The sequence below is a fragment of the Chitinophaga silvatica genome (genome assembly GCF_003419895.1).
GTDB classification, from domain to species: domain Bacteria; phylum Bacteroidota; class Bacteroidia; order Chitinophagales; family Chitinophagaceae; genus Chitinophaga; species Chitinophaga silvatica.
In genome coordinates this window covers 418170-443604 of the sequence record NZ_QPMM01000001.1, presented here as the reverse complement: position 1 = coordinate 443604, position 25435 = coordinate 418170, and the positions used below count along the sequence as shown (strand labels likewise).

Below are 25435 nucleotides of genomic sequence, written 5' to 3'. Positions count from 1 at the left end.
TCTCCATAAATAAATGAACATGAAAATCTCTGCAGGCTACCTGAAGAAAACATGGGGACTGCTACTGCTATTCGCAGTGGGAAGCTATGCCCAACAACCGAAAAAGCCTAACATCGTTTTTATTTTCTCAGACGACCATGCTTATCAGGCTATTAGTGCTTATGGCAACAAATTTGTAAAAACACCGAACATCGATCGTATTGCCCGTCAGGGAGCAAAATTCAACAATGCCCTCGTTACCAACTCAATCTGCGGGCCTAGTAGAGCTACCTTGCTAACCGGTAAATACTCTCACGTCAATGGCTATCCGTTGAATGAACAACGCTTCAATGTGGATCAATCATTATTCCCTGCGGTTCTCCAACAAAATGGCTACCAGACCGCCTGGGTTGGTAAATGGCATCTGGGCAACCTGCCTAAAGGATTTGATTACTGGAGAATCCTGAATGGACAAGGTCAGTATTACAATCCTGATATCATTGGGCCAAAAGATACTGTGAGAATGGAAGGATATGTGACCAATCTGATCACTTCCATGTCGCTCAACTGGCTTAATAACAGGGATACTTCCAAACCATTCTTCCTCGTAGTAGGTGAAAAGGCCACGCACCGCGAATGGCTGCCAGACCTGCAGGACCTCGGAGCTTATGACAATATCACTTTTCCGTTACCTCCTACGTTCAGGGATAAATATACCAACAGAGTGGCAGCACAAAATCAGGATATGACCATCGATAAAACGATGCGATTAAAAGAAGACCTGAAAGTACATGCCAGTTATGAAAAGGGAATTTATGGCCGCTTCACACCGGAGCAACGTAAAGTTTTCGAAAACTACTATGAGAATAAAGTCAGCAAAGAGTTTGACGAAAAAAATCTGACTGGCGACGCACTGGTTGAATGGAAATATCAACGCTATCTCCGCGATTATCTGGCAACCGCCAGATCCCTGGATCGTAACATTGGTGAAATCCTTGACTACCTCGATAAAAACGGACTAACAGAAAATACTGTAGTGATCTATGCTTCCGATCAGGGCTTCTATATGGGAGAACATGGGTGGTTCGATAAACGATTCATCTATGAAGAATCTCTGAAAACTCCGTTTGTAATGAGATATCCCGGAGTGGTAAAACCAGGCACACAGGTCAATGAGCTGATGCTGAATATCGACTGGGCGCCTACCATGCTTGATCTTGCTGGTATTAAACCGGGTGCCGATATTCAGGGAACTTCCTTCCTGCCATTGGTGAAATCCGGTGGTGATAAAAAGAACTGGAGAAAAGAAGCCTACTATCACTACTACGAATTCCCTGTTCCACACCATGTTTATCCTCATTTTGGATTACGGACAGAACAATACACTTTGGTAAGATTCTATAACCAGACTAATAGCTGGGAACTGTATGATCTGAAAAAAGATCCGCACCAGGTGAATAATATTTATGGTCAGAAAGGTTTGGAAAAACTAACAGCATCTCTCAAAGGAAAATTAAAACAACTGATCATTCAATATAAGGACACAGATGCGCTGAAAATTCTTGAACAGGAGTAAATCGTCAAGAGTTTTGTCAATTAAGGTAAAAGGTCTATTTTTGGAGCCGATTTGCAAAAAATAAGCAAATGAGGTGTGACTGACAATTTTGTCGTTAAATTATTGATCTATAAATAATTAGGGCTAAAAGAACCGCATCAGCAACGGTGCGGTTCTTTTTATGTACGTAACACCAGGGATTGATTATTGTATGATATTTTTTAAATATGAAGACGTACTTCCGACTTTTATCTTTTGCCAAACCTATTAATAAATTCGCTCTCCCCTACCTTCTTTGTGCGTTGTTGTCTGTTATCTTCAGTACACTGAATTTAGCATTATTAGCGCCCTTATTAGATACGCTGTTTTCCAATAAAGGAGTTACTGAGGTATCTCCGATGCCCGACAGCTATTTCGAGATCTTTAAAGTCTTTAAACACTATTCCACTTTAATCGCCATAGAACATGGAAGATTGAGAAGCCTGGCAGTTGTTTGTATGGTTATTGCCGCCTCAGTGCTTTTGGGAAACCTCTTTCGCTACTTCGCAGATCGTACTATGGAAAGCCTGAGGATTCAGACTTTGCTGAACCTGAGGCGATCTGTATTTAATAATGTAATGAATCTGCACCTGGGTTATTTCAATAATGAAAGGAAAGGTGATATTATTTCAAAAATAGCCTCAGACGTACAGGTAGTACAATATACAGTTACGGCCACCTTACAGGTATTGATTAAGGAACCGGCTACATTACTGGCCTTTTTAGTAATGCTGTTTATTATTTCCTATAAACTTACGCTTATCTCCATGCTGATTATTCCGGTTGCCGGATTAATCATTTCAAGAATAGTAAGAAGGTTGAAAGAAGATGCTACAGCTTCACACCAGACTTATGGTGTAATGATCAGTTACCTGGATGAAGCGCTCAATGGTATCCGTATCATTAAAGCATTTAATGCAGTTAATTTCATTACAGACAGGTTTGAAAAACAAAACCGGACTTACTCGAAAATCACCCGCTCCATGGCTAAACGCCAACAACTGGCGTCACCGGTTTCTGAAACTTTAGGAGTACTGATGGTAGCAGGTATCGTATTTTATGGTGGATCACTTATTATCAATAATGAAGGATCGATAGATGGATCTACCTTCGTTGTATATATTGCACTTTTCTCACAGATTATGCGCCCGGCTAAAGCAATTTCCGGTGCATTTACCAATATTCACTCAGGGATCGCTGCCGGAGAAAGAGTATTGCAGCTGATAGATGAGAAACCTAAAATTGTTAACGCTCCTAATGCCACTGTATTAACAGATTTCAAGGATGCTATACGCTTTGAGCATGTCAACTTCTCCTATGGCGAAAAGGCTATTCTTAAAGATATCAATCTTACTATCCCTAAAGGGGCTTCAGTTGCACTGGTAGGTCCTTCCGGTGGTGGTAAATCTACTCTTATGGATTTGATTCCGAGATTTATGGACCCGGCATCCGGCGTCATAAAAGTAGATCAGCACGATATTAAGTCGGTGACCATGGAATCGCTTCGTTCGCTGATGGGAATAGTAAACCAGGAATCCATTCTATTTAACGATACCATATTTAACAATATCGCTTTTGCCAAGCCGGAAGCTACAATGGAAGAAGTGGTTGTTGCAGCCAGAATTGCCAATGCCCATGATTTCATTATGAATACCGAAAACGGGTACGATACCAATATTGGCGATAAAGGTTCCAAATTATCAGGAGGTCAGCGCCAGCGTATTTGTATTGCCCGCGCAGTTTTAACCAATCCGCCATTAATGTTGCTGGATGAGGCTACTTCTGCTCTGGATACTGAATCCGAAAAAATGGTACAGGAAGCCCTCAACAATCTGATGAAGAACAGAACATCGCTCGTGATTGCCCACAGATTAAGCACTATTCAGAACGCGGATATCATTATCGTGCTGGATAACGGGAAAGTGATAGAACAGGGTACACACACCGATTTATTGAGCAATAACGGTGTATATAAGCGATTAATAGAAATGCAGACCTTTAGTCATTAATTAAGCTCGCAGGCTCGCTGGTATTTCTCGCAAAGAAGCAAAGATTAATATTAAGAGGCATAAGGTTTATTTAAGATAAAAAAGATTGAAGCGAATATTTTAAGGACTACTGATTGGTTTCTTTTGTTTAATTAACCAAACGGAAGTCCTTAAAATATTCGCTTAGATCTTTTTTATCTTAATATTAATCTTTGCTTCTTTGCGAGAAATACCAGCGAGCCTGCGAGCCTATCAAACGCTTTGGTGGCGATAGTAGCCATTGGAGCAATAGGCTATTTTCCTGTTGAGTGTATCCAGGTATACCCTGTAATTGATGTTTTCCTGCGCTCTGCTGTTATAAGGGTGATGCAGATGATAGCAGACAGCTTTCAGTTTGATCTTCTTCTGTAATAAGCCTGAATTAATAAATCTTGCTGCCAGTTCAATATCTTCATGCCCCCATCCTCTCAATTCGTTATTATAACCATTTACGCGTAAAAAGTCGTCTTTCCAAAAGGCACAATTACAACCTATCCAGTTTCTGCTTCTTTTTGTTCTTCTGATAACTAATGGTGCCAGAATAGGAATGCGGAGGGAGTTAAAGCGGTTTCTGATGCCTGGTCTGAAGCTGGAAACCGGTTTGAATCCATTCTTCAAATATTCTCTTGTGATATCTTCCATTAGCAGCACACGGCTACCTCTGATATAATAGCCTTTTTCAGCCTCTTTCAAGTGATCACTGATGAATAACTCGTGCATCACTATATCTCCATCTATTTCAATAATATATTGTGAATCTGTACCTGTAATTGCCTGGTTGATAATTTCAGTTTTACGAAAACCTTCATCCGGATGCCAGAAATGCTTAACGGGGATGCTGGTTTTTTCCTGAAAGGCTTCAATCACACGCCTGGTGGCTTCTCCGGAGCCATCATCGGCAATGATTACCTCATCGGGGAGAATGGTTTGTACCAAAACACTGTCTAACACTAATTTCAGGGCTTCAGGCCAGTTATATGTTGTAACAAGCAGAGCTACCGACACTCTTTCCACCATATAGATAGTTATATATAATTAATGTTTAAGGCTTTTCTATGATATTGCAGGTTAATAACGACCCTTAGTAGCAAATTATTTCTCGAATCATTCATGCAACTTTTCAGCTTTAAAACAAGCATATTGTAGGTTTGTTATTTGCTATTAATCGATCTGGTTTACTTATTCTCGCAATACGTTATCAGAATAAACGATCTCGATTGAAATAAGTTACATGCACTACGGTACTTTCAATAAAATTATGCCAATTTGGTCTTACTACTAATTGATCATCACTTTTTTCAAGGTTAAATTAAGCCAATAGCAAAATAATATAACAAATTTATACAATTTATAACATAATTATCAATAAATGCATAATTAAATTTTTTGTTCAACTACTTAATTATTGCTCATTATCTATTTTTTTTATCAGCTCCTGCCTAACGGTTTCGGGTACTTTATCCAGTAATTTATATCCTGTTGCCTTTTCGATTGATTCAATTGAAGTCAGATATGCCGACCACCTGCTATTAACATCATTATTGTTGGGAGTGTTCACCGCTATTACTCTGGTATTTTTATTGATACGCTGCAGATCATTCCCGCCATCAGATAATACGACAATTACTTTCCAGATATTACTTGGCACATTAATTCTGTTTCTATCAATTTTTTTACTATTTCCATTACTCCCCTTTCCTCCGGTTCCATAACTGCCCATGATAATATACACTTCGTTGCCATTCATGACAAGTTCCCGTGTATAATCTTCCAAATTTTTCCACAAATGCTGATTATGATTTGGGGCCTGAGGAATCATGTTGGTCATAAGAAATGTAGCCTCATTACCCGCTCTGCTACTGGTTCGATCTCCAGACGGACAGTTATGCCCTCTATCGAATCCGCTCCCTTTATAGCTATTTTCATTGGCCTGATACCAATCACCAGGTAAATCAAAATCTGCCCTGAAATTATTGGCCCTCGCCATCTTACCAATATCTCGCCTGTCGACATGCCAGCTTACCCAGTTGGGGGTTGCATTATCCCTATTATAAGAGATCTTATAGAATCCTTTATCCATCAGGAAATTATTGGCCATTACAATAGCTCTGGTGGCACCACTTGGGTTACCCAACAGCATATTGTCATTATCTCCCGGGGTAGTTTTTTCTGTTGGCTTCTCAGCATCCAGCTTTCCTCCTGCTACAACTACAAAGGAATCGAAGTTAATCCTGCTATTCTCTTTATCAGTTTTCCTGATCTGAAAACGGATGTTTCCATTGGCTGCAACTACAAAAGTAGCTGTATTCCAATTACCGCTGCTTACTTTAACAGCTTCCCCTACTTTCACAAATCGCTGTCCACGATTGATAGACGTCCAAAGTTCCCATTCCCCCCCATTATCATTTCCATATAACGCATATTTAACCGTAACAGTAGCGGTTCCATTATGCGTAATATCGAAATTCATACTTGCGCTACCGTTATCGCGGAGGCGTAACGATTGTTTTCCAACCTTCTTATCTTCCGCCCCGTTTCCAAGCACAGCGTTCTTGAATGTCCAGCTACCAGACGATAACTCAACTTCCTCTGAATTATAATTGGATTTCGAACCAGACTCAAAATCTTCTTTCAATAAAGTAAGCCGGGTTGATTTATTTGCTTTTTTCTCAGCCTTGGGTTTATCTGAATTAGATTGGCCAGCAGGGGGTTTCCCTTTATCGGCAGTCAGTTTTCTATTACACGTAGTAACTACAAAGGTGGCAACAGCGAGTATAAGTAGAACGGCTAAACTATTAAAACCTTTCTCTTGAGTCTTCTTTTTTGGCATAGTATGAATCGAACGGCGGCGAAGATACTTGTTTACTTCCTTCCGGCAAAGCAACAATCTATTTTAAAAACACATTATCAGATCATAACGCATGTAGTAAATGTATTTGATGATTTTTTTAGGTTGATGATTTTAAGCGGAAATATTCATGAAGATGTTTCCATAAAAACACCTGGCCGGTTCTAACAAACAATTGACTTAAATACGCATCCAAGCCACAAATCGAATAAGTATTTTTGAACCCTCAAAATTGATTTCCACGATACTATGCACAGCAACAGAATCAATATACCGCAATTACACAGCAGGATTAAAACTGCTGAAGATGCTGCCGGCTTATTTAAAGATAAGATGGTGGTAGCATCCAGCGGTTTCACGAAAGCAGGCGACAGTAAAGCTGTGCTTAAGGCACTAGCAGCCAGAGCCGCCAATGATCCCTTACAGATTACCTTAATAACAGGCGCATCCCTGGGTCATGGTACCGATGGCTTACTGGCAGCTAATCATGTATTAGCCAAAAGAATGCCTTTTCAGGTAGATCCGGTTTTACGCAGATCTATCAATGAAGGAGAAGTTCTCTTCTTAGATCAGCACCTGGGCGAAAGTGCAGAACTGATAAATGAAGGAATTGTACCTATCGATATTGCAATTATTGAAGCTGTGAAGATTAATGAAGACGGAAGCCTTGTTCCTACAACTTCAGTTGGTAATTCACCTGCTTTCGCAGCAGCTGCCAAACAAATCATCGTTGAAATAAATACATCTGTTCCCTTATCCTTGGAAGGAGTACACGATATATTCTCCGCTGGCATATGGCCTTCCAGGAAAATAATACCGATAACTGAAACAGGTACCCGTATCGGTAACAGCTCAATACAGGTAGACCCTTCTAAAATTGTAGCAATAGTACTTACAGAAACAACCGACAGCCCGGCACAAATAAATGAAAGGGATGAAAAAACAAGAGCTATTGCCAACCATTTACTGGAATTCTTTAACCACGAAATAAAAAAAGGACGCCTCCTTCCTTCGCTCAGACCACTACAATCTGGCATTGGTAAAGTTGCCAATGCCGTGATGGAAGGCTTCATCGATGGTAATTTCCATAACCTGACCATGTACTCTGAAGTTATTCAGGATAGTGCATTTAATCTGATTGATGCAGGTAAATTGGCTTTCGCTTCTGCCTCTTCCATCACCGTATCACAGGAATGCTACCAGCGCGTTTTCAATAATTTCGAACGCTACAAGCCTTACCTTATTCTACGCCCGCAGGATATCAGCAATGCCGCTGAAGTTATTCACCGCCTTGGCGTAATCAGCATCAACACCGCCATTGAATGCGATATCTATGGAAATGTAAATTCTACCCACATCGGTGGAACTCATATGATGAATGGAATAGGTGGGTCTAACGATTTTGCACGCAATGCTTACATGAGCGTGTTTGTAACTCAGTCATCCTCTAAGGCCGGTATTTCACACATAGTACCAATGGCCTCACATATAGATAACACGGAACACGATGTAGATATTTTTGTAACGGAAAATGGATTGGCAGATCTGCGCGGACTTGCACCAAGAGAAAAGGCCAGGCTAATAATAAATAATTGCGCGCATGTCAGCTATCGGGATGAACTGAATGAATATTTTAACAACGCCTGTAAAGCAGGAGGCCAAACACCTCATCTCTTACAGGAGGCACTTAGCTGGCACACCCGACTGAAGGAAAACGGAACCATGCTTAAAACCAATCCTGTGGAATTTTGATTGTGTGATTAGTAAGTAAATGGAAATACGCTTACAACAAAGGAAAGTTTGATAGTGAAATTAGAAGGAAAAAGGAACCATACTAAAACCATTCCTGTGTTATTTTGATAGTGTGATTAGTGTGATGAAAAAGAAACCGGTTCTGCACTGAGAACCGGTTTTCTTTTATAATTATTTCCCGATAGCATTCAGAATATGCGCCCTTACATTATTAAATTCTGTATCGAGCGTTGACCCATGCGGATTCTGACTCTCAATATCTGTAACCATAACATGACGATTGCTTTTAAACGGAACTCCCGGCTGCACCATCACTGTATCAATAGCCGCTGTATGTCGTAATGCCTGCACATCTTTCAACTGATAATCAAAAACATAAGGATCACGGATATGCAGAAACGCATAATACTTATCTACCGGAGTTTTTCCTTTCTGACGCTGCCACGCTGCAGGTGAATTAAACTCCTGCAAATAATCCTGTGGCCCAGATAACATCATTACTCCCTTCACCGCATAATGCTGCCCGATAAATCCAGCATGTCCGGCTCCCTGAGAATGCCCGGCTGCTATTATACGATCCCATCTCGGCTTTCCATTACGAATAAAGTTGGCCCACCCACCCTTTGGATCATTCTTCTCTAAATAAACCAATAGTTTAGTAATCCTGTTCAAAATACTATTTACACTATCTACTTTCACTTTATCACTGACCGGAGTTCCATAAAAGATTTCCTGCCTGAAATTATCAAAGCAGGTACTATCAGTGCTTTTGGAACAAACAGTAGTAACAACCTGGTTCACATAATCCAAACTGATAACAGAATACCCTTCCACTGCCAAACTACTATCCAGCGTTTTAAAACGCTGATCGGCAGCATTACCACCAGTGCCCGGAATCATAATGATCAACAGGTTTTTATTCTTCTCTCTGGCAGGTTGTACAACCAGATGACCAGAATGTACCTCTGTAATCCCAGCTGCTGTAGCTGAGGGGTCGACTGTAGTAAATTTAAGCTGGGCCTGAACCGTAAGGCTAACAATTAGCGTCAGGCCCACCAGGAATAAGGGCTTCATCATAACTAGTGTAAAATTTACAGCTAAGATAATATGAAGTGCTATTGTTTAACGAATAAAATCTCCTTCAATTTGCTTCCTCCTGTTGTAAATTCTATCCTCAGTTTATGCGCTCCCTTAGAAAACTTCACATTTGGAATTGTTAATGTCTCCCAATCGTTGCCCGATGCCGGTACTTCAAGATTTCCTGCTAATACAACTCCATTATCGGAAACCTTTATGGCAGGCTGTTTATCTTTATTTTCACGAGCAATTTTAACCTGGATAGTATATGTTCCCTTTGCCGGGGCATGTGTGGTATATTGTAACCACTCTCCATCTTCGGTATGGAAAACAACAAAATCGGTTTCTTCTTTCCTGATATCCACTCCATCATTTCTGTATGCATAGCCTCTGTTACCTTGTGTATTTACTCCAGGGGTATAATGATAGCTGGCAGTATCTGCATCTGAATAGGCAATCAGATTTCTACCTAAATCAAAATCAACAGCCTTTATAATTGCCTTATCCTGGATCAGATGTTTTTTAAACGGAATTGCTTCAGCCGATTTCACCTGCCGGATCATGGCATCCACCACATCAGGGTGGTAAATATTATTCTCTACACGGGTATTATTGAAGAATTCTGTTAATGCCCTGTAAGCCTCATCTGCCGATGGTTTAGATCCCTTATTGCTCCAGTAATCAAGAATTGCCTGGTATCCCGGGGTCATTTTAATTTCCAGCGGATTATTGATCCCGATTTTCTTTAGCTGCCACCATGCCCAGCCAATATGCTCTTCCTCGGCTAAACGAATTGTATTGGTAAACCAGGTATTAGAATTCTCTCCCGACTCTCCCAACCACAACGGTACTCTGTAGGTTGTTCTTAAATTCAGGAATTGCTGAATAGTAGGAATTGTAGCAAAGTTTCCATATTTATGGAAGCTCAGCACCATATTATCATCCCAGGTTGGCATTATTCCCCTGTAATTATTGCCAAATCCATTACCTTCTATAATAATGATATGCTTCTTGTCAACCTCTCTTATCGCCTTGGTAATGTCCTGCATTAGCTGGCGCAGTGGTTTATTCTGGCTTTCTTTAGTTCCTCGTGTATCTTCAGGGTCTTCAAATCCCCAATTGGGTTCATTTATGATATCATATCCACCAATCCAGGGCTCATTTGCATAGCGTTCTGCCAATTTCTTCCATAATGCAATTGTTTTTTCACGATTGGCTTCACTCTCCCACAACGAAGGCTGATCGGGATGCCTGTCTGAGATTGGTAAGTCGTTTCCTTGTCCACCTAGTGTTGCGTGCAAATCCAGGATCAGGTACATTTTATTCGCTTTGCACCAGTTCAGTAATGAGTCTGTCAGGGCAAACCCTTTCTCCAGCCAGGTTTGTTTTCCTGCTACCGGTTCATCTGCCACTGGCAGCGTATAGAGGTTAAAGTGCATGGGTAAACGCACCGAATTGAATCCCCATGCTGCTAATGAATCGATATCTCTTTTGGTAGTGTGATTCGCTAACCAGGCGTCATATAAGACCTGGGTTTTCTCTGCTCCTACCAAATCCTGAATCTTCTCACGGATTTTATGTTGTTGTCCGATATTCCCTAATCTGAACATATATCCCTCCTGCAACATCCATCCCCCTAATCCCATACCTCTAAGGATTACTTCTTCATTCCGCTCATTAACAATAATAGTATCTCTGACTTTTAAAAACCCTTGAGCCCGGGCAGATGTGCTGAATAAACAAATTAAGATTGCTACAACGTGGAATCTTCTTACCATACTAATTTTTTGCCAGCCAAGATCTAAAATTAAAGCTGAAATTCTAAGAAATGCTACCCCTTCATTTCCACTACAGGTTTTCTAAATCACTGAATTAGAAGTCTTTTGAACCACTACATCTCTACATCATCTAAGTATTAAAATGCTGTTAAAATTCGACATACTTACTGGGATTGGTAGGGTAAATGACTTCATAACGCTGATCTGTCAAGGATTTGCCCTATTTTTTATTTAACTTTAACACCCTCAGTTAGTATTGTAGCATAAATTTAGGAACCAGATTATTTAACCGGCATTATTCGACTGCGTATGAACACATTTACGTTAATCACGGCTTTAGTTACTATTAGTGCGTTGATCTCTTACATTAATAACCGATTCATTAAACTCCCTGGAACAATTGGAGTAATTGTGGTATCCCTGATACTTTCGGTATTAATTTCACTTACAGGTAAAATTTTCCCGGGTGCTTTTACATTCATAAAGGACCTGACACAGGGTATAGACTTTACAGGCACACTGCTCGACATTATGCTGGGCTTTCTCCTGTTTGCGAGTGCCTTGCATTTTGATATCAATAAACTAAAGAAGCAACGCTACCCGGTATTGGTACTAAGTACTATCGGTGTGGTTGGTAGCACCTTTATCTTTGGCTTTTTATTACACTATGCAGCAAACATCCTGCATATAGATCTCCCATTGATCTACTGTCTGCTTTTTGGAGCATTAATATCTCCTACCGATCCGGTGGCTGTATTGTCAATTCTTAAAAAGTCGAAAGTTCCCTCTTCGCTGGAAACGATTATAGGTGGAGAATCATTACTTAATGATGGTACAGGTATCTTATTATTTGTAATTCTGAAGGAAGTGGCAGAGCAGGCCAATGCGCATGTAACATTTGCCCATACAGCTGAAGTTTTTGCCCAGGAGGTATTCGGAGGCATTGTATTGGGAGTGATTTCTGCTATCGTTGCCTATCAGACCATGAAACGTGTAGATGATTTCCAAATCATCGTAATGGTATCATTATCTATGGTTATGGTAATCTCGGTTCTCGGAGCCATGTTGCATGTATCCATTCCGCTGGCAGCTGTATCCGCCGGGTTGATTCTTGGAAATACCTCGTTGGGAGCCAGGCAATCCGAAGAAATGCAGCATTACTTTCATAATGTCTGGAGCCTGATCGATGAGTTGCTGAATACCATCCTCTTTGTAATGATAGGTCTTCAAATCGTGGTGATGCCATATTTCAGTCACTATTGGCTGGTAGGTGTTCTGGCAACCATATTTGTACTGATTGCCCGTGCCTTAAGTATTACCATCCCGGCTGTAGTATTGAAACGGTCATTGAAAACCAACTATAAAAGTATTTCAATTCTGGTATGGGCCGGACTTCGTGGGGGGATCAGCGTTGCATTGGCCTTATCATTACCGGAATCTCCATATAAAGAGACCATTCTTTCAGCCAGCTATTTTGTAGTATTATTTTCTATTATAGTACAAGGGTTGACGCTGAAGAAAGTAGTAGATAAATTGGTGTAGAGTATTTTTTTAGATTGAAATCTATTTTTTATTGGGTTCAAAATAGGTAATAAACTTTTTTACTGTAGGCGAGGGCAAGCCCAATGGTATTAAGTTAAGAGGAATGGGAACCGATTTTATTGTCTTCTAAGGGTTGATAAATTTCCTTTACCGTAGGTTGGGCGGGGGCAAGCCCCGCCCCTACAGGGTTTCATCATATTAAGTTCTCATCATGTAGTTGAGTTTCATGTTAAAGCCAATTCTGTAAAAAAATAAATCTTTAATTAAGAAATCAACATACGATGAAACGTTGTAGGGGCGGGGCTTGCCCCCGCCCAATCTACGGTAAAAGAAATAAACCCCACATCAGATATCTAAATCTAATCCTTAGATTTATAGCACCACAGCTACTATTTTAAAAATTAAAAGTATCCGGATCTGGTCCTACTCTTTCTCCTCTATCCAGGCCATCAATCTTTTTAATATCCTCCGCGCTTATTTCAAAATTGAAAATATCTGCATTGGATATAATTCTTTCATTCTTGATGCTTTTGGGAATAGTTACCACACCTTTTTGCAGATCCCATCTGAGCACTAACTGAGCTACAGATACTTTGTATTTATCTGCCAGTTCTTTCAATAATGGGATTTCAAAAATTTTACCTTGCATCAGCGGGCTCCAGGCTTCATACTGAATCTTATGTTGTTGACAAAAATCTAGTAATGGCTGCTGAACCAGGTATGGATGGAATTCTAATTGATTTACCATTGGTACTACATTGGCAGTTTGAAGCAGGTCTTCCAATTGATGTTGTAAGAAATTACTTACTCCAATTGCTTTGATACGGCCATCTGCATATAATTTTTCCAGGGCTTTCCAGGTATCCTTATATTTTCCTTTAACAGGCCAGTGAATTAAATACAGATCGAGATAATCTGTTTTAAGTTTAGCCAATGATTCATCATATGCTTTTAAAGTAGAATCATAACCTTGATTCGCATTCCATACTTTGCTGGTCAGAAATATTTCCGATCTGTTGACCTTATTATTTTCTATTGCAATTCCAACACCTTCTTCATTGCCATAGATTGCAGCAGTATCGATATGTCTGTAACCTGCATCCAAAGCATAAGTAACTGCATCAACTACTTCCTGACCTTCTTTTGTTTTAAATACACCTAATCCCAGATATGGCATCTTCACACCATTGGATAAGGTAACTGTACCGTTAATGTCTGTTATCTGCATAAATATTTCTTTCTGATTAAATTATTAATCTCGTTTGCAAAGCTACAAAGTCTTGCAACTTAAGGTCTGTAAATTCGAGGGATTTTTTTGTATAAATATTGGATTTACATTGCCCTGGCGCTGTCGACCGTTACATCCTTGTAATAATACTTTACCAATCTGCTATCTGGCAATGTATTCAATACAGTAATGAGCCATTGTCCATCTTTAAACACTAATTTCCCTTTATAGTTGCCGATAGACATAAGTTGAATCTGACCAGTAACTAAATCGGTCCAGAAGCAGGAGCCGTACATACTAACACTAACGGTATCATTCTCCAGGGGAAAGAGCTGCATATTGGTAAGGATATGACGAGGCTGATAATGAGAATTCTTAGTGCTTTCCAGCAATGCACCTATTTTGGCTTTCCAGTTCTCTTTACCTCTGAGCTGAATATTGTCGATAGTTCCCCGGATGCTGTCATCCATGTATTCGAGGCAAACATCGAGCTTGCCATTATCAAAGTTTTCACAAAATCCGTAAATCACATGCTCAATTAGTTGTTTATCCTTAAATCTCACTTTGTTCGTGTAGGCGGCACCGGAAGCAATGGTATCAGCAACAACTGGTTTGGTGGGTTCCTGATTAGGAGCATTACAGGAAAATATGCAGGCTAATGCAAAAAGAACAGCTAATTTATACATCAGTGGAAATTTATGATATAACAAAACAATCGAATAATAAGTTTTGCTATATCATAAATTTCTAGCTCGCAAGCTCGCTTTTTCTCGCAAAGGCTCAAAGATTAATATTAAGAACCTAAGGATCAGAGCGAATTTATTAATGGATTTATGTAAATATTTTATAATGGGCATTTTTGATGATAATCTATCATCTCAATAGGTGCATGAGCAATCTCAATTCCTTTGTAATAGGCTTCAATTTCATCTAATACTGCATATACCTCTTCTACGGTAGGGAGAGTTACCAGGCGACTTCTGAATTGCTTAATATCCGGCAATCCTTTAAGATAATTAGCATAGCAACCTCGCATTTCATAGATTCCCTGTAGCGGGCCTTTCCACTCAACCGACAGGCGAAGGTGTTTTTTACAAACCGCAATTCTTTCTTCCAATGTAGGGCCGGGCATTAACTCGCCGGTTTTTACATAATGTTTGATTTCGCGGAATAACCATGGGTAGCCGATAACAGCACGACCGATCATTATTCCATCAACACCATATTTATTCTTGTATTCTACAGCCTTTTGGGGGCTATTAATATCTCCATTTCCGAAAATCGGAATTTTGATACGTGGGTTATTTTTTACTTTTCCAATCAGTTCCCAGTCGGCCTGGCCTTTATACATCTGGGCACGGGTACGGCCGTGGATAGCGAGGGCTTTGATACCAACATCCTGCAACCTTTCTGCTACTTCCTCAATGTTTTTTGAGTCATCATCCCATCCCAGGCGGGTTTTAACGGTAACAGGCAAACTTGTGGCTTTAACACAGGCAGCGGTGAGTCGAACCATCAGGTCCAGATCCTTTAATACGCCGGCGCCAGCGCCACGCCCTGCTACCTTTTTTACCGGGCATCCAAAATTGATGTCGAGTAAATCGGGTTGGGTAACATCTACAATTTTGGCAGCCATTGCAAGGCTATCCTCATCCCCACCAAAAATCTGAATACCAACCGGACGCTCATACTCAAAAATATCCAGCTTCCTTCTGCACTTAATGGCATCCCTGATCAACCCTTCGCTGGAAATAAACTCCGTATACATCAAATCCGCACCCGCATCCTTACAGATAGCTCTGAAAGGCGGATCGCTGACATCTTCCATCGGCGCCAACAGCAAAGGAAAATCAGGCAGTTGTATATTATCAATTTTTACCAAATCAATATTTTTTAAGAATTGCAAAGATACAGAACATCATGTATTTATACTAAAATAACGCAGGTTCTCGCAATTTTTAGTTACATTCCATTGGTATAATCTTTGGCTTTTTGCGTTCCTAAACCCCGGTAATCATGCAAAAATTCGACGCCATAATCATTGGGTCCGGACAGGGCGGTACTCCATTAGCCGTAAAGCTGGCAGCAAAAGGTTGGAAAACTGCGCTGATTGAACAGCGATATCTTGGAGGCACCTGCATTAATGATGGCTGTACTCCCAGCAAAGCAATGATTGCCTGTTCCAATGTGGCCAATACCGTATTACATAGCAACAAATGGGGTATACATAGTGTAGGCTTCAACGTTGATATGCCGTATATAGTTGGCAGAAAAAATAGCATCGTTGAAAATTACCGGAATAAAATAGGCCAGACTATTGAGCAAACACAGAATCTGAGCCTATTTATGGGAACAGCTGTGTTTACCGGGCATAAAACAATTAAGGTTACCGGAGAAGCGCTGGGTGAAGAATATAAATTAAGTGCAGAATACATCTTTATAAATACCGGAGCAACTCCACTAATACCATCTATCAAAGGAATTGATCAGGTCTCCTACCTTAATTCCACTACCATACTGGAAGAAATTAAAGTACCAAAAGAATTGCTGATTATTGGTGGTAGCTATGTGGCCCTGGAACTCGGACAAATGTTCCTGCGTTTAGGAAGCAGCGTTACCGTTCTCGAAAACGGCCCACAATTAGTTTCCCGGGAAGACCCTGATGTTTCCGCCGCTATTAAGAGCATGCTGGAAGCCGAAGGCATGCAAATCTTCACCAATGCAAATACAACATCTGTAAACAAAGAAGACAACTCAATTATTGTAAATGTACAGATAGATAAACTTGAACACAAAATCTCTGGCACCCACTTACTGGTTGCAACAGGACGTAAACCACAAACAAGCGTATTGGAATTGCATCGTACCAATGTACTGACTAATGAAAAAGGGTTTATCCAGGTAAATGATCGACTGGAAACCAGTGCAGAAAAGATTTATGCCATCGGCGATGTAAACGGAGGTCCGCAATTCACGCATATTTCCTACAACGATTATATCATCATCTATAAAAACTTATTTGAAAATGCAAATTTATCAACCACTCAAAGACAAGTTCCCTATTGCATGTTTACCGACCCACAGCTGGGAAGAATAGGACTTTCCGAACAAGCTGCCATGAAACAGGATATTCCGTATAAGGTATATAAATTGCCTATGACCAAGGTCGCCAGGGCCGTAGAAAACGGACGAACAACCGGATTTATTAAAGCGCTGGTACACGAATATAATGATACTATCCTCGGCGCCACAGTTATTGGCGAGGAAGGCGGAGAGCTTATGAGCATTATTCAAATGGCTATGCTTGGAGGTATAACGGCAACGCAAATACGTGATATGATCTTTGCTCATCCTTTATATGCTGAAGCCTTAAACAACCTTTTTAGGTCACCAGACCACTAACGCATCATTATGCGTAGATTTTTCCTCATTCTCAGTTAGCAATCATGATTAAACTTTCTCATGTAACAAAATTTTTTGAATCAGGTACCGAAGTTGTAAAAGATCTTTCCTTTGATGTTGCTGATGGTGAAACCCTGGTGCTACTGGGCACTAGCGGCGGCGGTAAAACCACCACACTTAGAATGATCAATCGATTAATTGATCCCGACAAGGGAGAAATCTATATTAACAACCAAAATATTAAACAACTTTCTCCTATTTCTTTGCGTCGCAAAATCGGGTACGTTTTACAGAATACAGGATTGTTTCCTCATTATACCGTTCTGGAAAATATTGGAGTAGTTCCTACCCTCTTACAGTGGGATAAATCCAGCATAGAAAAAAGATCTGTTTCACTGATGGAAAAACTAAGACTTTCTCCATCAGAATATGCCAATGTATATCCCCATCAGCTGAGTGGGGGCCAGCAACAACGGGTTGGACTAGCCAGAGCATTAGCAGCAGATCCTCCTATTCTATTAATGGACGAACCATTTGGTGCCTTAGATCCATTAACCAGAATAAGTGTAAGAAAAGAATTTAAAAACCTGGATGAGATTCATAATAAAATAGTAATCCTTGTAACTCATGATGTGGAAGAAGCCTTTGAGCTAGGAACCAGAATAGGACTAATGAACAATGGCGTGATGCAACAATTGGGAACACCCGGGGAATTACTGTTTCAACCGGCCAACGACTTTGTAAAATCATTTCTGAAACCCCAGCAATTGGAACTGGAGTTAAGGACCGTTATACTGAATGATATTGCCGAATGGTTGCCAGATGAGGACAATGAAGATCAACCTTCCTCCCTCCAACCCGAAAATACTTGCTGGGATGCCTTGGAACAAGTCTCCAATCAACCTGCCACTATTCAACTTCAGGGAAAAAGAAAATTGATTAACGGGAATACTCTACTCCAAGGAATAGCTAATTATAAAAATACTTACAGCCATGGAAGAAAATGAATCGTTACTGGAATTTGTACACCAGCAGGCGGGTAAACTGGCAGAGCAAACCATCACCCATACCGGGTTGACATTCATATCTGTACTTCTGGCTGTGGCTATCGGAATCCCTGCCGGCATCCTGATAACACGCAAAAAGAAGTTAGCGACCCTGGTACTTGGTTTCGCAGGTGTAATGCAAACCATACCAAGTATAGCGTTGTTAGGATTTATGATACCATTATTGGGAATTGGTGCCAAACCTGCCATCGTTGCCCTTTTCCTATATGCACTTTTGCCTATTATCAGAAATACCTATACGGGAATCAGAGGAGTGGATCCAACTGTCACTGAAGCGGCCATAGGAATGGGAATGAGCGATCGTCAATTACTCTACAAAGTACAACTACCATTAGCCATGTCTGTTATATTGGCAGGTATCCGAACAGCTACAGTTATCAACGTAGGTGTTGCCACCCTGGCAGCATATATAGCAGCAGGTGGATTAGGCGAATTCATTTTCGGCGGCATTGCCCTCAACAACACCAATATGATGCTGGCCGGAGCTATACCCGCCGCACTACTTGCATTACTTTTCGACTGGCTGCTTTCCAGGCTTCAACATATCAACTTCCGTAAATCAAGGAAAGTGGTTATTGCACTACCAATCATCCTGTTAATACTATCATCATTTTACCTGTTACCAAATACTTACGAGAGTAGAATGAAAGCCGGGTTCACTCCCGAATTTATGGGGCGGCAGGATGGCTATCTTGGTTTAAAATCGGTATATGGATTAAATATCCGAACAGTGGTCATAAACGACATGATCATGTATAAGGCTATAGCTGAAAAGAAACTGGATGTGATTAGTGGTAGTAGTACAGATGGCAGGGTTAAGGCATTCTATCTGTTTGTGCTCCGGGACGACAAGCACATTTTCCCTCCCTATTATGCAGCACCTATTGTCAGAGAAGCCGTATTAAATCAATATCCCGAACTGGAACCGGTGTTGAACAGCTTGTCTGGTACAATTAATGATAGCATTATGACTGAGCTCAACTACCGGGTCGATTACCTGAAACAAAGCCCGGAAAAGGTAGCTAAAGACTTCCTGGTAGCTAATCAGTTATATAAAACGCCCCGTAACGGCAATAAAGGCACAATAAGGATTGGCTCAAAAATATTTGGAGATGGATACATATTAGCCAATATGTATAAAATGCTGATTGAAGGGTATACAGATCTTACAGTTACTACCAAAACAGGCCTTGGGGGCACTAAGATTGTGTTTGATGCGCTGGTGAATGAGCAGCTGGATTTATACCCGGAATATACCGGTACCGGGTTGCTGGTAATTTTATCTAGTCCAAAAAAGATTGTCGACAGCCTTATTTCCGACAGTCAAAAAGTGTATGAATATGTAAGTAAACAATTTCATAATCAATATAATATTAAATGGCTCAAACCGATAGGGTTTAATAATACGTATGCATTAATGATGAGAAAGGAAGAAGCGGCTCAATTGAACATCCAAAATATCAGTGCATTAACAAATTATGTAAACCAGCATTAATATTGATTGTTATGAAAAAGTAAACCCATCCACCAGTTATGATATTAAAACAAGCCTATCAGGAAGTACGCAGAAGATCTGAACTGATCTGTGCCCCCCTGAAAACAGAAGATTATGTTGTACAGCCAGTGGTGGATGTTAGTCCTCCTAAATGGCACCTGGGCCATACTACCTGGTTTTTTGAAACATTTATTTTAATGCCTAACGTAAAAGAGTATACTGAATTCGATTCTCAATACAATTTCGTTTTCAATAGCTATTATGAATCCGTTGGTGCGAGGGTAATCCGCACAGACAGGGGAAACCTAAGCAGACCCAGTGTAGAAGAAGTAATGCGTTACAGGCAATATGTTGATGAAGCCATGATCGCATTTCTGGATGAAGAGCAGCCTCCGCATTTACATTCACTGATAGTACTGGGATTGAATCATGAAGAGCAACACCAGGAATTATTATATACAGATATTAAATATATTCTGGGGCATAACCCCCTGTTTCCTGCCTATGATGCATCCCGCAAAGAAATTAACACGGTGAACAATCAAAGAGATTCATGGTTAAATATACGCGAAGGTTTATATGCCATTGGCTTTGAAGGAGAAGGATTTTGTTTTGATAATGAGTTGAATAGACATAAAGTTTATTTGGGAGATTATGCGATCAGAGAACAACTTGTTAGTAATGCAGAGTATCTCGACTTTATTCTGGCTGGCGGTTATCAGGATTTTCGTTTTTGGCATGCTGAAGGATGGGATTGGGTAAAAACAAATCATATAACAACTCCTATGTATTGGTATAATATAGAAGGGCAATGGCTGCATTACAGCTGGCAGGGTTTGCAACCCTTAATGCCTGATGCACCCCTTGCACACGTAAGTTACTACGAAGCAGCAGCCTTTGCAGCCTGGAAAGGGTATAGATTACCAACGGAAGCCGAGTGGGAAATAGCTGCACCTCAATTAAATTGGGGGCAGAGATGGGAATGGACAGAAAGTGCCTATTTACCATATCCCGGATTTGCAAAAGCCCCGGGAGCCATAGGAGAATATAACGGAAAATTTATGATTAACCAGATGGTATTAAGAGGTGCATCGGAAGTAACCTCTCCCAATCATAGCAGAATCACGTACAGAAACTTTTTTCATCCATACTTACGCTGGCAGTTTACAGGTATCAGACTGGCCAGATAATTGAAACCTACTTTTGAACTTCAAACAAAAGTTATGACTGTAATTCCAATTACCCTAAATCCACGCCCTGTATTAACAGCTACAGAAACATTTTACAATGATGTAGTTCGCGGATTACAGGCACCGCAAAAATATCTCGACTCAAAATATTTCTATGATGCAAAAGGAGATGTACTCTTTCAGGAAATAATGCAGTGTCATGAATATTACCTAACTGGCTGTGAAATGGAAATATTTCGTACACAATCAGCGAAAATAGCAGAAGCATTATATGAATTGGGAGAGCCATTTGATATAATAGAACTGGGCGCAGGAGATGCTACCAAATCTATTCATCTTCTGAAATATTTATCGGATAACGATATACCATACACATACTATCCTATTGATATTTCTGAAAATGTGATATCACTACTCGAAAAAACATTGCCACAGCAAGTACCTGGCTTAAAAATGCATGGATTAAATGGAGAGTACTTCGATATGTTGCAAGTAGCCGGGCAGCTCAGTAACCGAAAGAAAGTACTGCTGTTTATGGGAGCTAATATTGGTAATTTCAACATCCCTTCTGCCAGAAAATTCTGTAAAGATCTGAGAGAGATGCTCCTGACCGGAGATATGTTGTTAACAGGCTTTGATCTGAAGAAACATCCGCAGATGATTCTGAGTGCATATAATGATACGGCAGGAATCACAAGAGCATTTAACTTCAATTTACTGGAACGTATTAACCGGGAGTTAAATGCAGATTTTGATATAAGCAGGTTTGAACATTTTCCTACCTACGATCCTGGTACCGGCTCCTGTAAAAGTTATCTGATTAGCTTGGAAGCACATGAAGTGCATATCGGAGATCTGACAATTATGTTTTCAGAACATGAAGCATTGTATATGGAGATCTCGCAGAAATATAGTTTATCTGAAATCGCACAATTGGCAAAGCTATCTGGTTTTGAAACCACACATAATTTTTTTGATAGCAAAGGCTGGTTTACCGATTGTTTGTGGGAATGTCGTTAGTTCCAGATTCCTAAAAGGCGTCTGATAACAACGATTTCAGCTGTATGGTAGCCGGTATGATCCATTATCAGAATAGCCTCTCTGAATAAATGCTGCCCGGTTCCTTTGGGAATGGGTGCGAACAGATCAGCATCAGGCGCTTCAATCAATTTAATAAATTCATGCAAATCGTGATCAACAGATGAGATACTGTGTTTTAGTTCGGCTGCATTTTCAGGAGCCTTTTTTTCGGGCCAGTAATCATCAGGCCATGTAGGCTCTACATAGTCTTTATTTCTGCAGAAATTAAGTATATCCAATTGTGTTAATCGGATATGTTCTACTAACTGCCATATATTATAAGGTAAATTGTCTGGTGTTTTGGCACAATCATGTATAGACAGGCCCTTTACCGAATCATTAAATGTAATATGAGCATTGGCATGCAACAACATATTCTTTACGGTCTTAACTATTTCATTTTGACTTTTCATATGACTTTAAAAATTTCAAAAAAACTTATTAATATTGCGTTTCAAAATGATAACGAAACCCCAATTATTAAACTGAAAACACGATTTATAAATAAAAGTTTTCAGGAATTTTGTTAATGATTTGCTAAGCACAATATTCTTAAGAATTCGTTCACATGCAAAGGCTCTCTCTCCGTTAAACTTGCATATATTCTATATAACCTTATTTCAAAACTAACGTTTGTAACTACGTAATGCGGATAATTACTATACTTTTAATAAAAGTATTACTGCTATCATCTTTGATATCTGTGGCTCAGCAGGAAATAAAAGGAACCATTTATGATATAAATACCCGTTCACCCCTTACAGGTGCCAGTGTAACAATTTACACCGCCGATAAATCAATTCCCAAAGGCAATGCAACTACTGATGACAAAGGTCATTTCACCATTAGCAATCCTCCGAACGGAAACTACAATCTAATCATCAGTTATATGGGATACAAAGCCGAACGTATAGCCATCACTGTTACAGGTAAAACAAAAGTTTATGCGCTCGACCTAAAGCAAACCGGCCTCTCTCCTAACATAATTAAATTAACAACCGTAGATATTAAAGGAATAAAGCCATTAATAAACATTCGTAAAGACACCATTGAATTTTCGGCGAGTGACTTTTATACTGCAGAAAATGCTTCACTCAAAAGTTTGATGCAAAAGATTCCAGGCCTGACTGTTGGCGATGATGGAAGTTTTTATTTTCAGGGGAAAAAAATTGAAGATTTATATATTGATGGACGACCAGCATTCTCACAAAGTATTAGTGGATCCGGTGATCCGAAAATGCTTTCACAAATAATTCAGGCAAGCAATATTGATAAATTTCAAATAGCAGATAAACGTGGAATTAGTGGTATTCCTCAGGCCGGAAATACAGATAAAGTTATTAATATCACTATAAAAAAAGAAATGAAAAAAGGCGTCAATGGTACGCTTGGCGGAGCCTACGGTACTGATGGAAGGTATGCAAGCAGCCTGAATGCCAATATGTTTAGAAACGATAAACAAATCATGCTAAATGGAATGGCTAATAATAACAATAACATGATTGCCCCGGTTGGATCAAATGATGAAATTATGATGATGCAGGTACTTCAGGGTATTACAGAATTTAAAAAACTACAGGGTAATGGCTCATTTGATTTATCAAAAAATAACAAGATCAATTTTAATTTAGGAGGATTACAAGCAGATAATCTAACTACCACCCATACATACAGAACAAACATACTACCTGATAGCACCTTCCAATACAATAGTGATAACAGAGCCGACGCAAAAAATAAAGAGGCCAGCTTCTTTTTCCTCTCTGAAAACAAGCTGGACGAAAAATCTACACTTACACTTGCTTTAAGTACCTCTCTTGGCAAAGTAGACAACACTAATTCAAATACCTTTACAACTACTGGTAAAACTATAACAGATACCATAAATAATGGACATACACATAATACCAGTAACACTGATAAGAACTCCTATATGTTCAGTGGCTTCTTTATTCATAACTTCAATAAAGAAAAAAGATTTGTGTCATTAAATGTTTCTGTCAATCACCAGGGAAATGTAAATGATCAAAACAATTTCACATTAAATCAATTAACTCAAGTCTATACATCCGATACCATCAACCAACATATTCATGCTAAGACCACCAACAATCTTCTTAGTGTTTCTCCGGTATATCAGGAACCTATATCAAACTCATTGGTATTGAACCTAAGCTATATGCTCAACTATTCGGTTACCAGAAATGAACAATATGCTTTTGATTTTGACTATTTCAAAATGAGATATACAAAGGTAGATGATGCGCTTACATATGTTTTTAAAAACACCTTAAATTCGCATGTTTTCACATCAGGGCTAGTATACAATAAAGGGAAAATCTTTGGGGCTTTATCAATAGCATATAATATAACAAATTCTACCAGTACCAACTTCAGTAATAATACTACATTTAATCAGGACATCAATTATTGGTCACCTAACTTAGGGCTAACCTATAAAATAAATAATTTCAAAACACTCAATGTTGCCGTAAGCAGAAATGCGATCCCGGTAAAACCGGAATTCCTTATCCCAATTGTATCTTTAAGTAATCCGTTATATATTAAACTTGGGAATCCAGATCTTAAACCTCCGGCAAATAATACCGCTATTCTCGATTATAGCTCCTTTAGTATAAAGGGCACCACATTTGGTATCAGAACCTTTCTCAATCTACAAACAAACGGTATAGGAAATTCAGTTTATTCCGATTCGATAGGCCGACAAATTACAAAACCAGTAAACGTTAAAGGCAACTTTACCACAAGTTCAATCTTTACAATTGGTAAACGACTAAATGATGCAGGGTTGACTATAAATTACAGATTTGAGCCGATGGTAGACAGAAATACAAACTATATCAATCAATTAAAAAATAGTACCACCGCATATACTCTGAATCAGGGATTGGTTCTCAACTGGACATACAAAAAACTTATCGAATCCAACACAGTACTCAACTGGGTCTATACTGGTAATAATTATTCTATTCAACAAAGCTACTTTGATTTTCTGTTGTATAGCGCTACTATAAACCTGAATACCTATTTACCGCTTAACTTCAATATTGGTGGGTCATTAACTTATAGTTATAACACTGCACAACACATAACCAATACTCTCTTAAATCTTTGGATTTCCAGGACCTGGCTGGCAGATAAAAGTCTTCAATCCAAAATATTCTGCTTCGATCTTTTAAAGAAGTTCAAATCATTCTCTACGTTACAAACTTACTCATACATAGAGCAAACAAACACTAATAATCTCACTCAATATCTAATGGGTAGCCTAACCTGGTACTTTGGTAAAAAGAAGCCGGCAGAAGTACCAAAATAAAAATCCCGGCTACTGTGTAACCGGGATTATATACTAAGT

The 25435-nt window shown here is 39.6% G+C and carries 19 protein-coding genes; 11 read left to right on the top strand and 8 right to left on the bottom strand.

The genetic code is table 11. The features are described 5' to 3' along the window. The first annotated feature begins 19 nt into the window (after positions 1 to 19). Positions 20 to 1555 (top strand): sulfatase family protein, encoded by a 1536-nt coding sequence (locus DVR12_RS01705; RefSeq protein ID WP_199417016.1) that lies wholly within the window; start codon positions 20 to 22, stop codon positions 1553 to 1555. A 206-nt stretch (positions 1556 to 1761) separates the two neighbouring features. Beyond that, the gene (locus DVR12_RS01700) at positions 1762 to 3582 is read left to right on the top strand and encodes an ABC transporter ATP-binding protein (RefSeq protein ID WP_116973719.1); all 1821 of its coding nucleotides are present in this window, start codon (positions 1762 to 1764) and stop codon (positions 3580 to 3582) included. Between the two features lie 231 nt (positions 3583 to 3813). Here the strand turns inward: DVR12_RS01700 and DVR12_RS01695 are convergent, their stop codons facing one another. Beyond that, complete coding sequence (locus DVR12_RS01695) at positions 3814 to 4617, bottom strand: glycosyltransferase family 2 protein (RefSeq protein WP_116973718.1); 804 nt, start codon at positions 4615 to 4617, stop codon at positions 3814 to 3816. 385 nt (positions 4618 to 5002) lie between these two features. Beyond that, positions 5003 to 6430 carry a DNA/RNA non-specific endonuclease gene (locus DVR12_RS01690; protein ID WP_116973717.1) on the bottom strand — a complete coding sequence of 476 codons (1428 nt, stop codon included), beginning with the start codon at positions 6428 to 6430 and terminating at the stop codon, positions 5003 to 5005. Between the two features lie 3 nt (positions 6431 to 6433). On the opposite strand from DVR12_RS01690, the gene DVR12_RS01685 reads away from it, so the two are divergent. Further along, a complete protein-coding gene (locus tag DVR12_RS01685) occupies positions 6434 to 6616 on the top strand; it encodes a hypothetical protein (RefSeq protein WP_116973716.1) in 183 nt (60 codons plus the stop codon). An 81-nt stretch (positions 6617 to 6697) separates the two neighbouring features. Continuing rightward, the gene (locus DVR12_RS01680; protein WP_116973715.1) at positions 6698 to 8200 is read left to right on the top strand and encodes a succinate CoA transferase; all 1503 of its coding nucleotides are present in this window, start codon (positions 6698 to 6700) and stop codon (positions 8198 to 8200) included. Positions 8201 to 8371: 171 nt separating this feature from the next. On the opposite strand, the gene DVR12_RS01675 is transcribed toward DVR12_RS01680, so the two are convergent. Continuing rightward, positions 8372 to 9277 (bottom strand): BPSS1187 family protein, encoded by a 906-nt coding sequence (locus DVR12_RS01675; RefSeq protein ID WP_116973714.1) that lies wholly within the window; start codon positions 9275 to 9277, stop codon positions 8372 to 8374. 38 nt (positions 9278 to 9315) lie between these two features. Beyond that, positions 9316 to 11055, bottom strand: a complete 1740-nt coding sequence (locus DVR12_RS01670; RefSeq protein WP_116973713.1) for a cellulase family glycosylhydrolase — start codon at positions 11053 to 11055, stop codon at positions 9316 to 9318. A gap of 309 nt (positions 11056 to 11364) precedes the next feature. Between DVR12_RS01670 and DVR12_RS01665 the strand changes: the two genes are divergently transcribed. Continuing rightward, positions 11365 to 12597, top strand: coding sequence for a cation:proton antiporter (locus tag DVR12_RS01665; RefSeq protein ID WP_116973712.1), 1233 nt, complete (start codon positions 11365 to 11367; stop codon positions 12595 to 12597). Positions 12598 to 12991: 394 nt separating this feature from the next. Here the strand turns inward: DVR12_RS01665 and DVR12_RS01660 are convergent, their stop codons facing one another. The 3 genes from DVR12_RS01660 to dusB all read right to left on the bottom strand — a co-directional run bounded on the left by DVR12_RS01660 (position 12992) and on the right by dusB (position 15707). Next, positions 12992 to 13825 carry an aldo/keto reductase gene (locus tag DVR12_RS01660; RefSeq protein WP_116973711.1) on the bottom strand — a complete coding sequence of 278 codons (834 nt, stop codon included), beginning with the start codon at positions 13823 to 13825 and terminating at the stop codon, positions 12992 to 12994. 104 nt (positions 13826 to 13929) lie between these two features. After that, complete coding sequence (locus tag DVR12_RS01655) at positions 13930 to 14511, bottom strand: nuclear transport factor 2 family protein (protein WP_116973710.1); 582 nt, start codon at positions 14509 to 14511, stop codon at positions 13930 to 13932. Positions 14512 to 14669: 158 nt separating this feature from the next. Continuing rightward, positions 14670 to 15707 (bottom strand): tRNA dihydrouridine synthase DusB, encoded by a 1038-nt coding sequence (gene dusB, locus DVR12_RS01650; RefSeq protein WP_116974226.1) that lies wholly within the window; start codon positions 15705 to 15707, stop codon positions 14670 to 14672. Positions 15708 to 15841: 134 nt separating this feature from the next. On the opposite strand from dusB, the gene DVR12_RS01645 reads away from it, so the two are divergent. Genes DVR12_RS01645 through DVR12_RS01625 form a run of 5 tightly spaced genes read left to right on the top strand, consistent with a single transcriptional unit; the run spans position 15842 to position 21999 of the window. Beyond that, positions 15842 to 17227 carry a mercuric reductase gene (locus tag DVR12_RS01645; RefSeq protein ID WP_116973709.1) on the top strand — a complete coding sequence of 462 codons (1386 nt, stop codon included), beginning with the start codon at positions 15842 to 15844 and terminating at the stop codon, positions 17225 to 17227. Between the two features lie 44 nt (positions 17228 to 17271). Next, positions 17272 to 18234 carry an ATP-binding cassette domain-containing protein gene (locus DVR12_RS01640; protein WP_116973708.1) on the top strand — a complete coding sequence of 321 codons (963 nt, stop codon included), beginning with the start codon at positions 17272 to 17274 and terminating at the stop codon, positions 18232 to 18234. Then, entirely contained in the window at positions 18221 to 19789 is a 1569-nt protein-coding gene (locus DVR12_RS01635; protein ID WP_116973707.1) for an ABC transporter permease/substrate-binding protein, read from the top strand. The genes DVR12_RS01640 and DVR12_RS01635 overlap by 14 nt, the downstream gene beginning before the upstream one ends. A 38-nt stretch (positions 19790 to 19827) precedes the next feature. Further along, the gene (gene egtB / locus DVR12_RS01630) at positions 19828 to 20979 is read left to right on the top strand and encodes an ergothioneine biosynthesis protein EgtB (protein ID WP_116973706.1); all 1152 of its coding nucleotides are present in this window, start codon (positions 19828 to 19830) and stop codon (positions 20977 to 20979) included. Positions 20980 to 21012: 33 nt separating this feature from the next. Beyond that, the gene (locus DVR12_RS01625) at positions 21013 to 21999 is read left to right on the top strand and encodes an L-histidine N(alpha)-methyltransferase (protein ID WP_116973705.1); all 987 of its coding nucleotides are present in this window, start codon (positions 21013 to 21015) and stop codon (positions 21997 to 21999) included. Here the strand turns inward: DVR12_RS01625 and DVR12_RS01620 are convergent. Next, on the bottom strand, positions 21996 to 22472 hold the full coding sequence (locus DVR12_RS01620; RefSeq protein ID WP_116973704.1) for a DinB family protein: 477 nt from the start codon (positions 22470 to 22472) through the stop codon (positions 21996 to 21998). The two genes, DVR12_RS01625 and DVR12_RS01620, sit on opposite strands and share 4 nt — an antisense overlap. A 290-nt stretch (positions 22473 to 22762) precedes the next feature. Between DVR12_RS01620 and DVR12_RS01615 the strand changes: the two genes are divergently transcribed. Next, complete coding sequence (locus DVR12_RS01615; RefSeq protein ID WP_158563180.1) at positions 22763 to 25396, top strand: TonB-dependent receptor; 2634 nt, start codon at positions 22763 to 22765, stop codon at positions 25394 to 25396. The last annotated feature ends 39 nt before the right edge of the window (positions 25397 to 25435 follow it).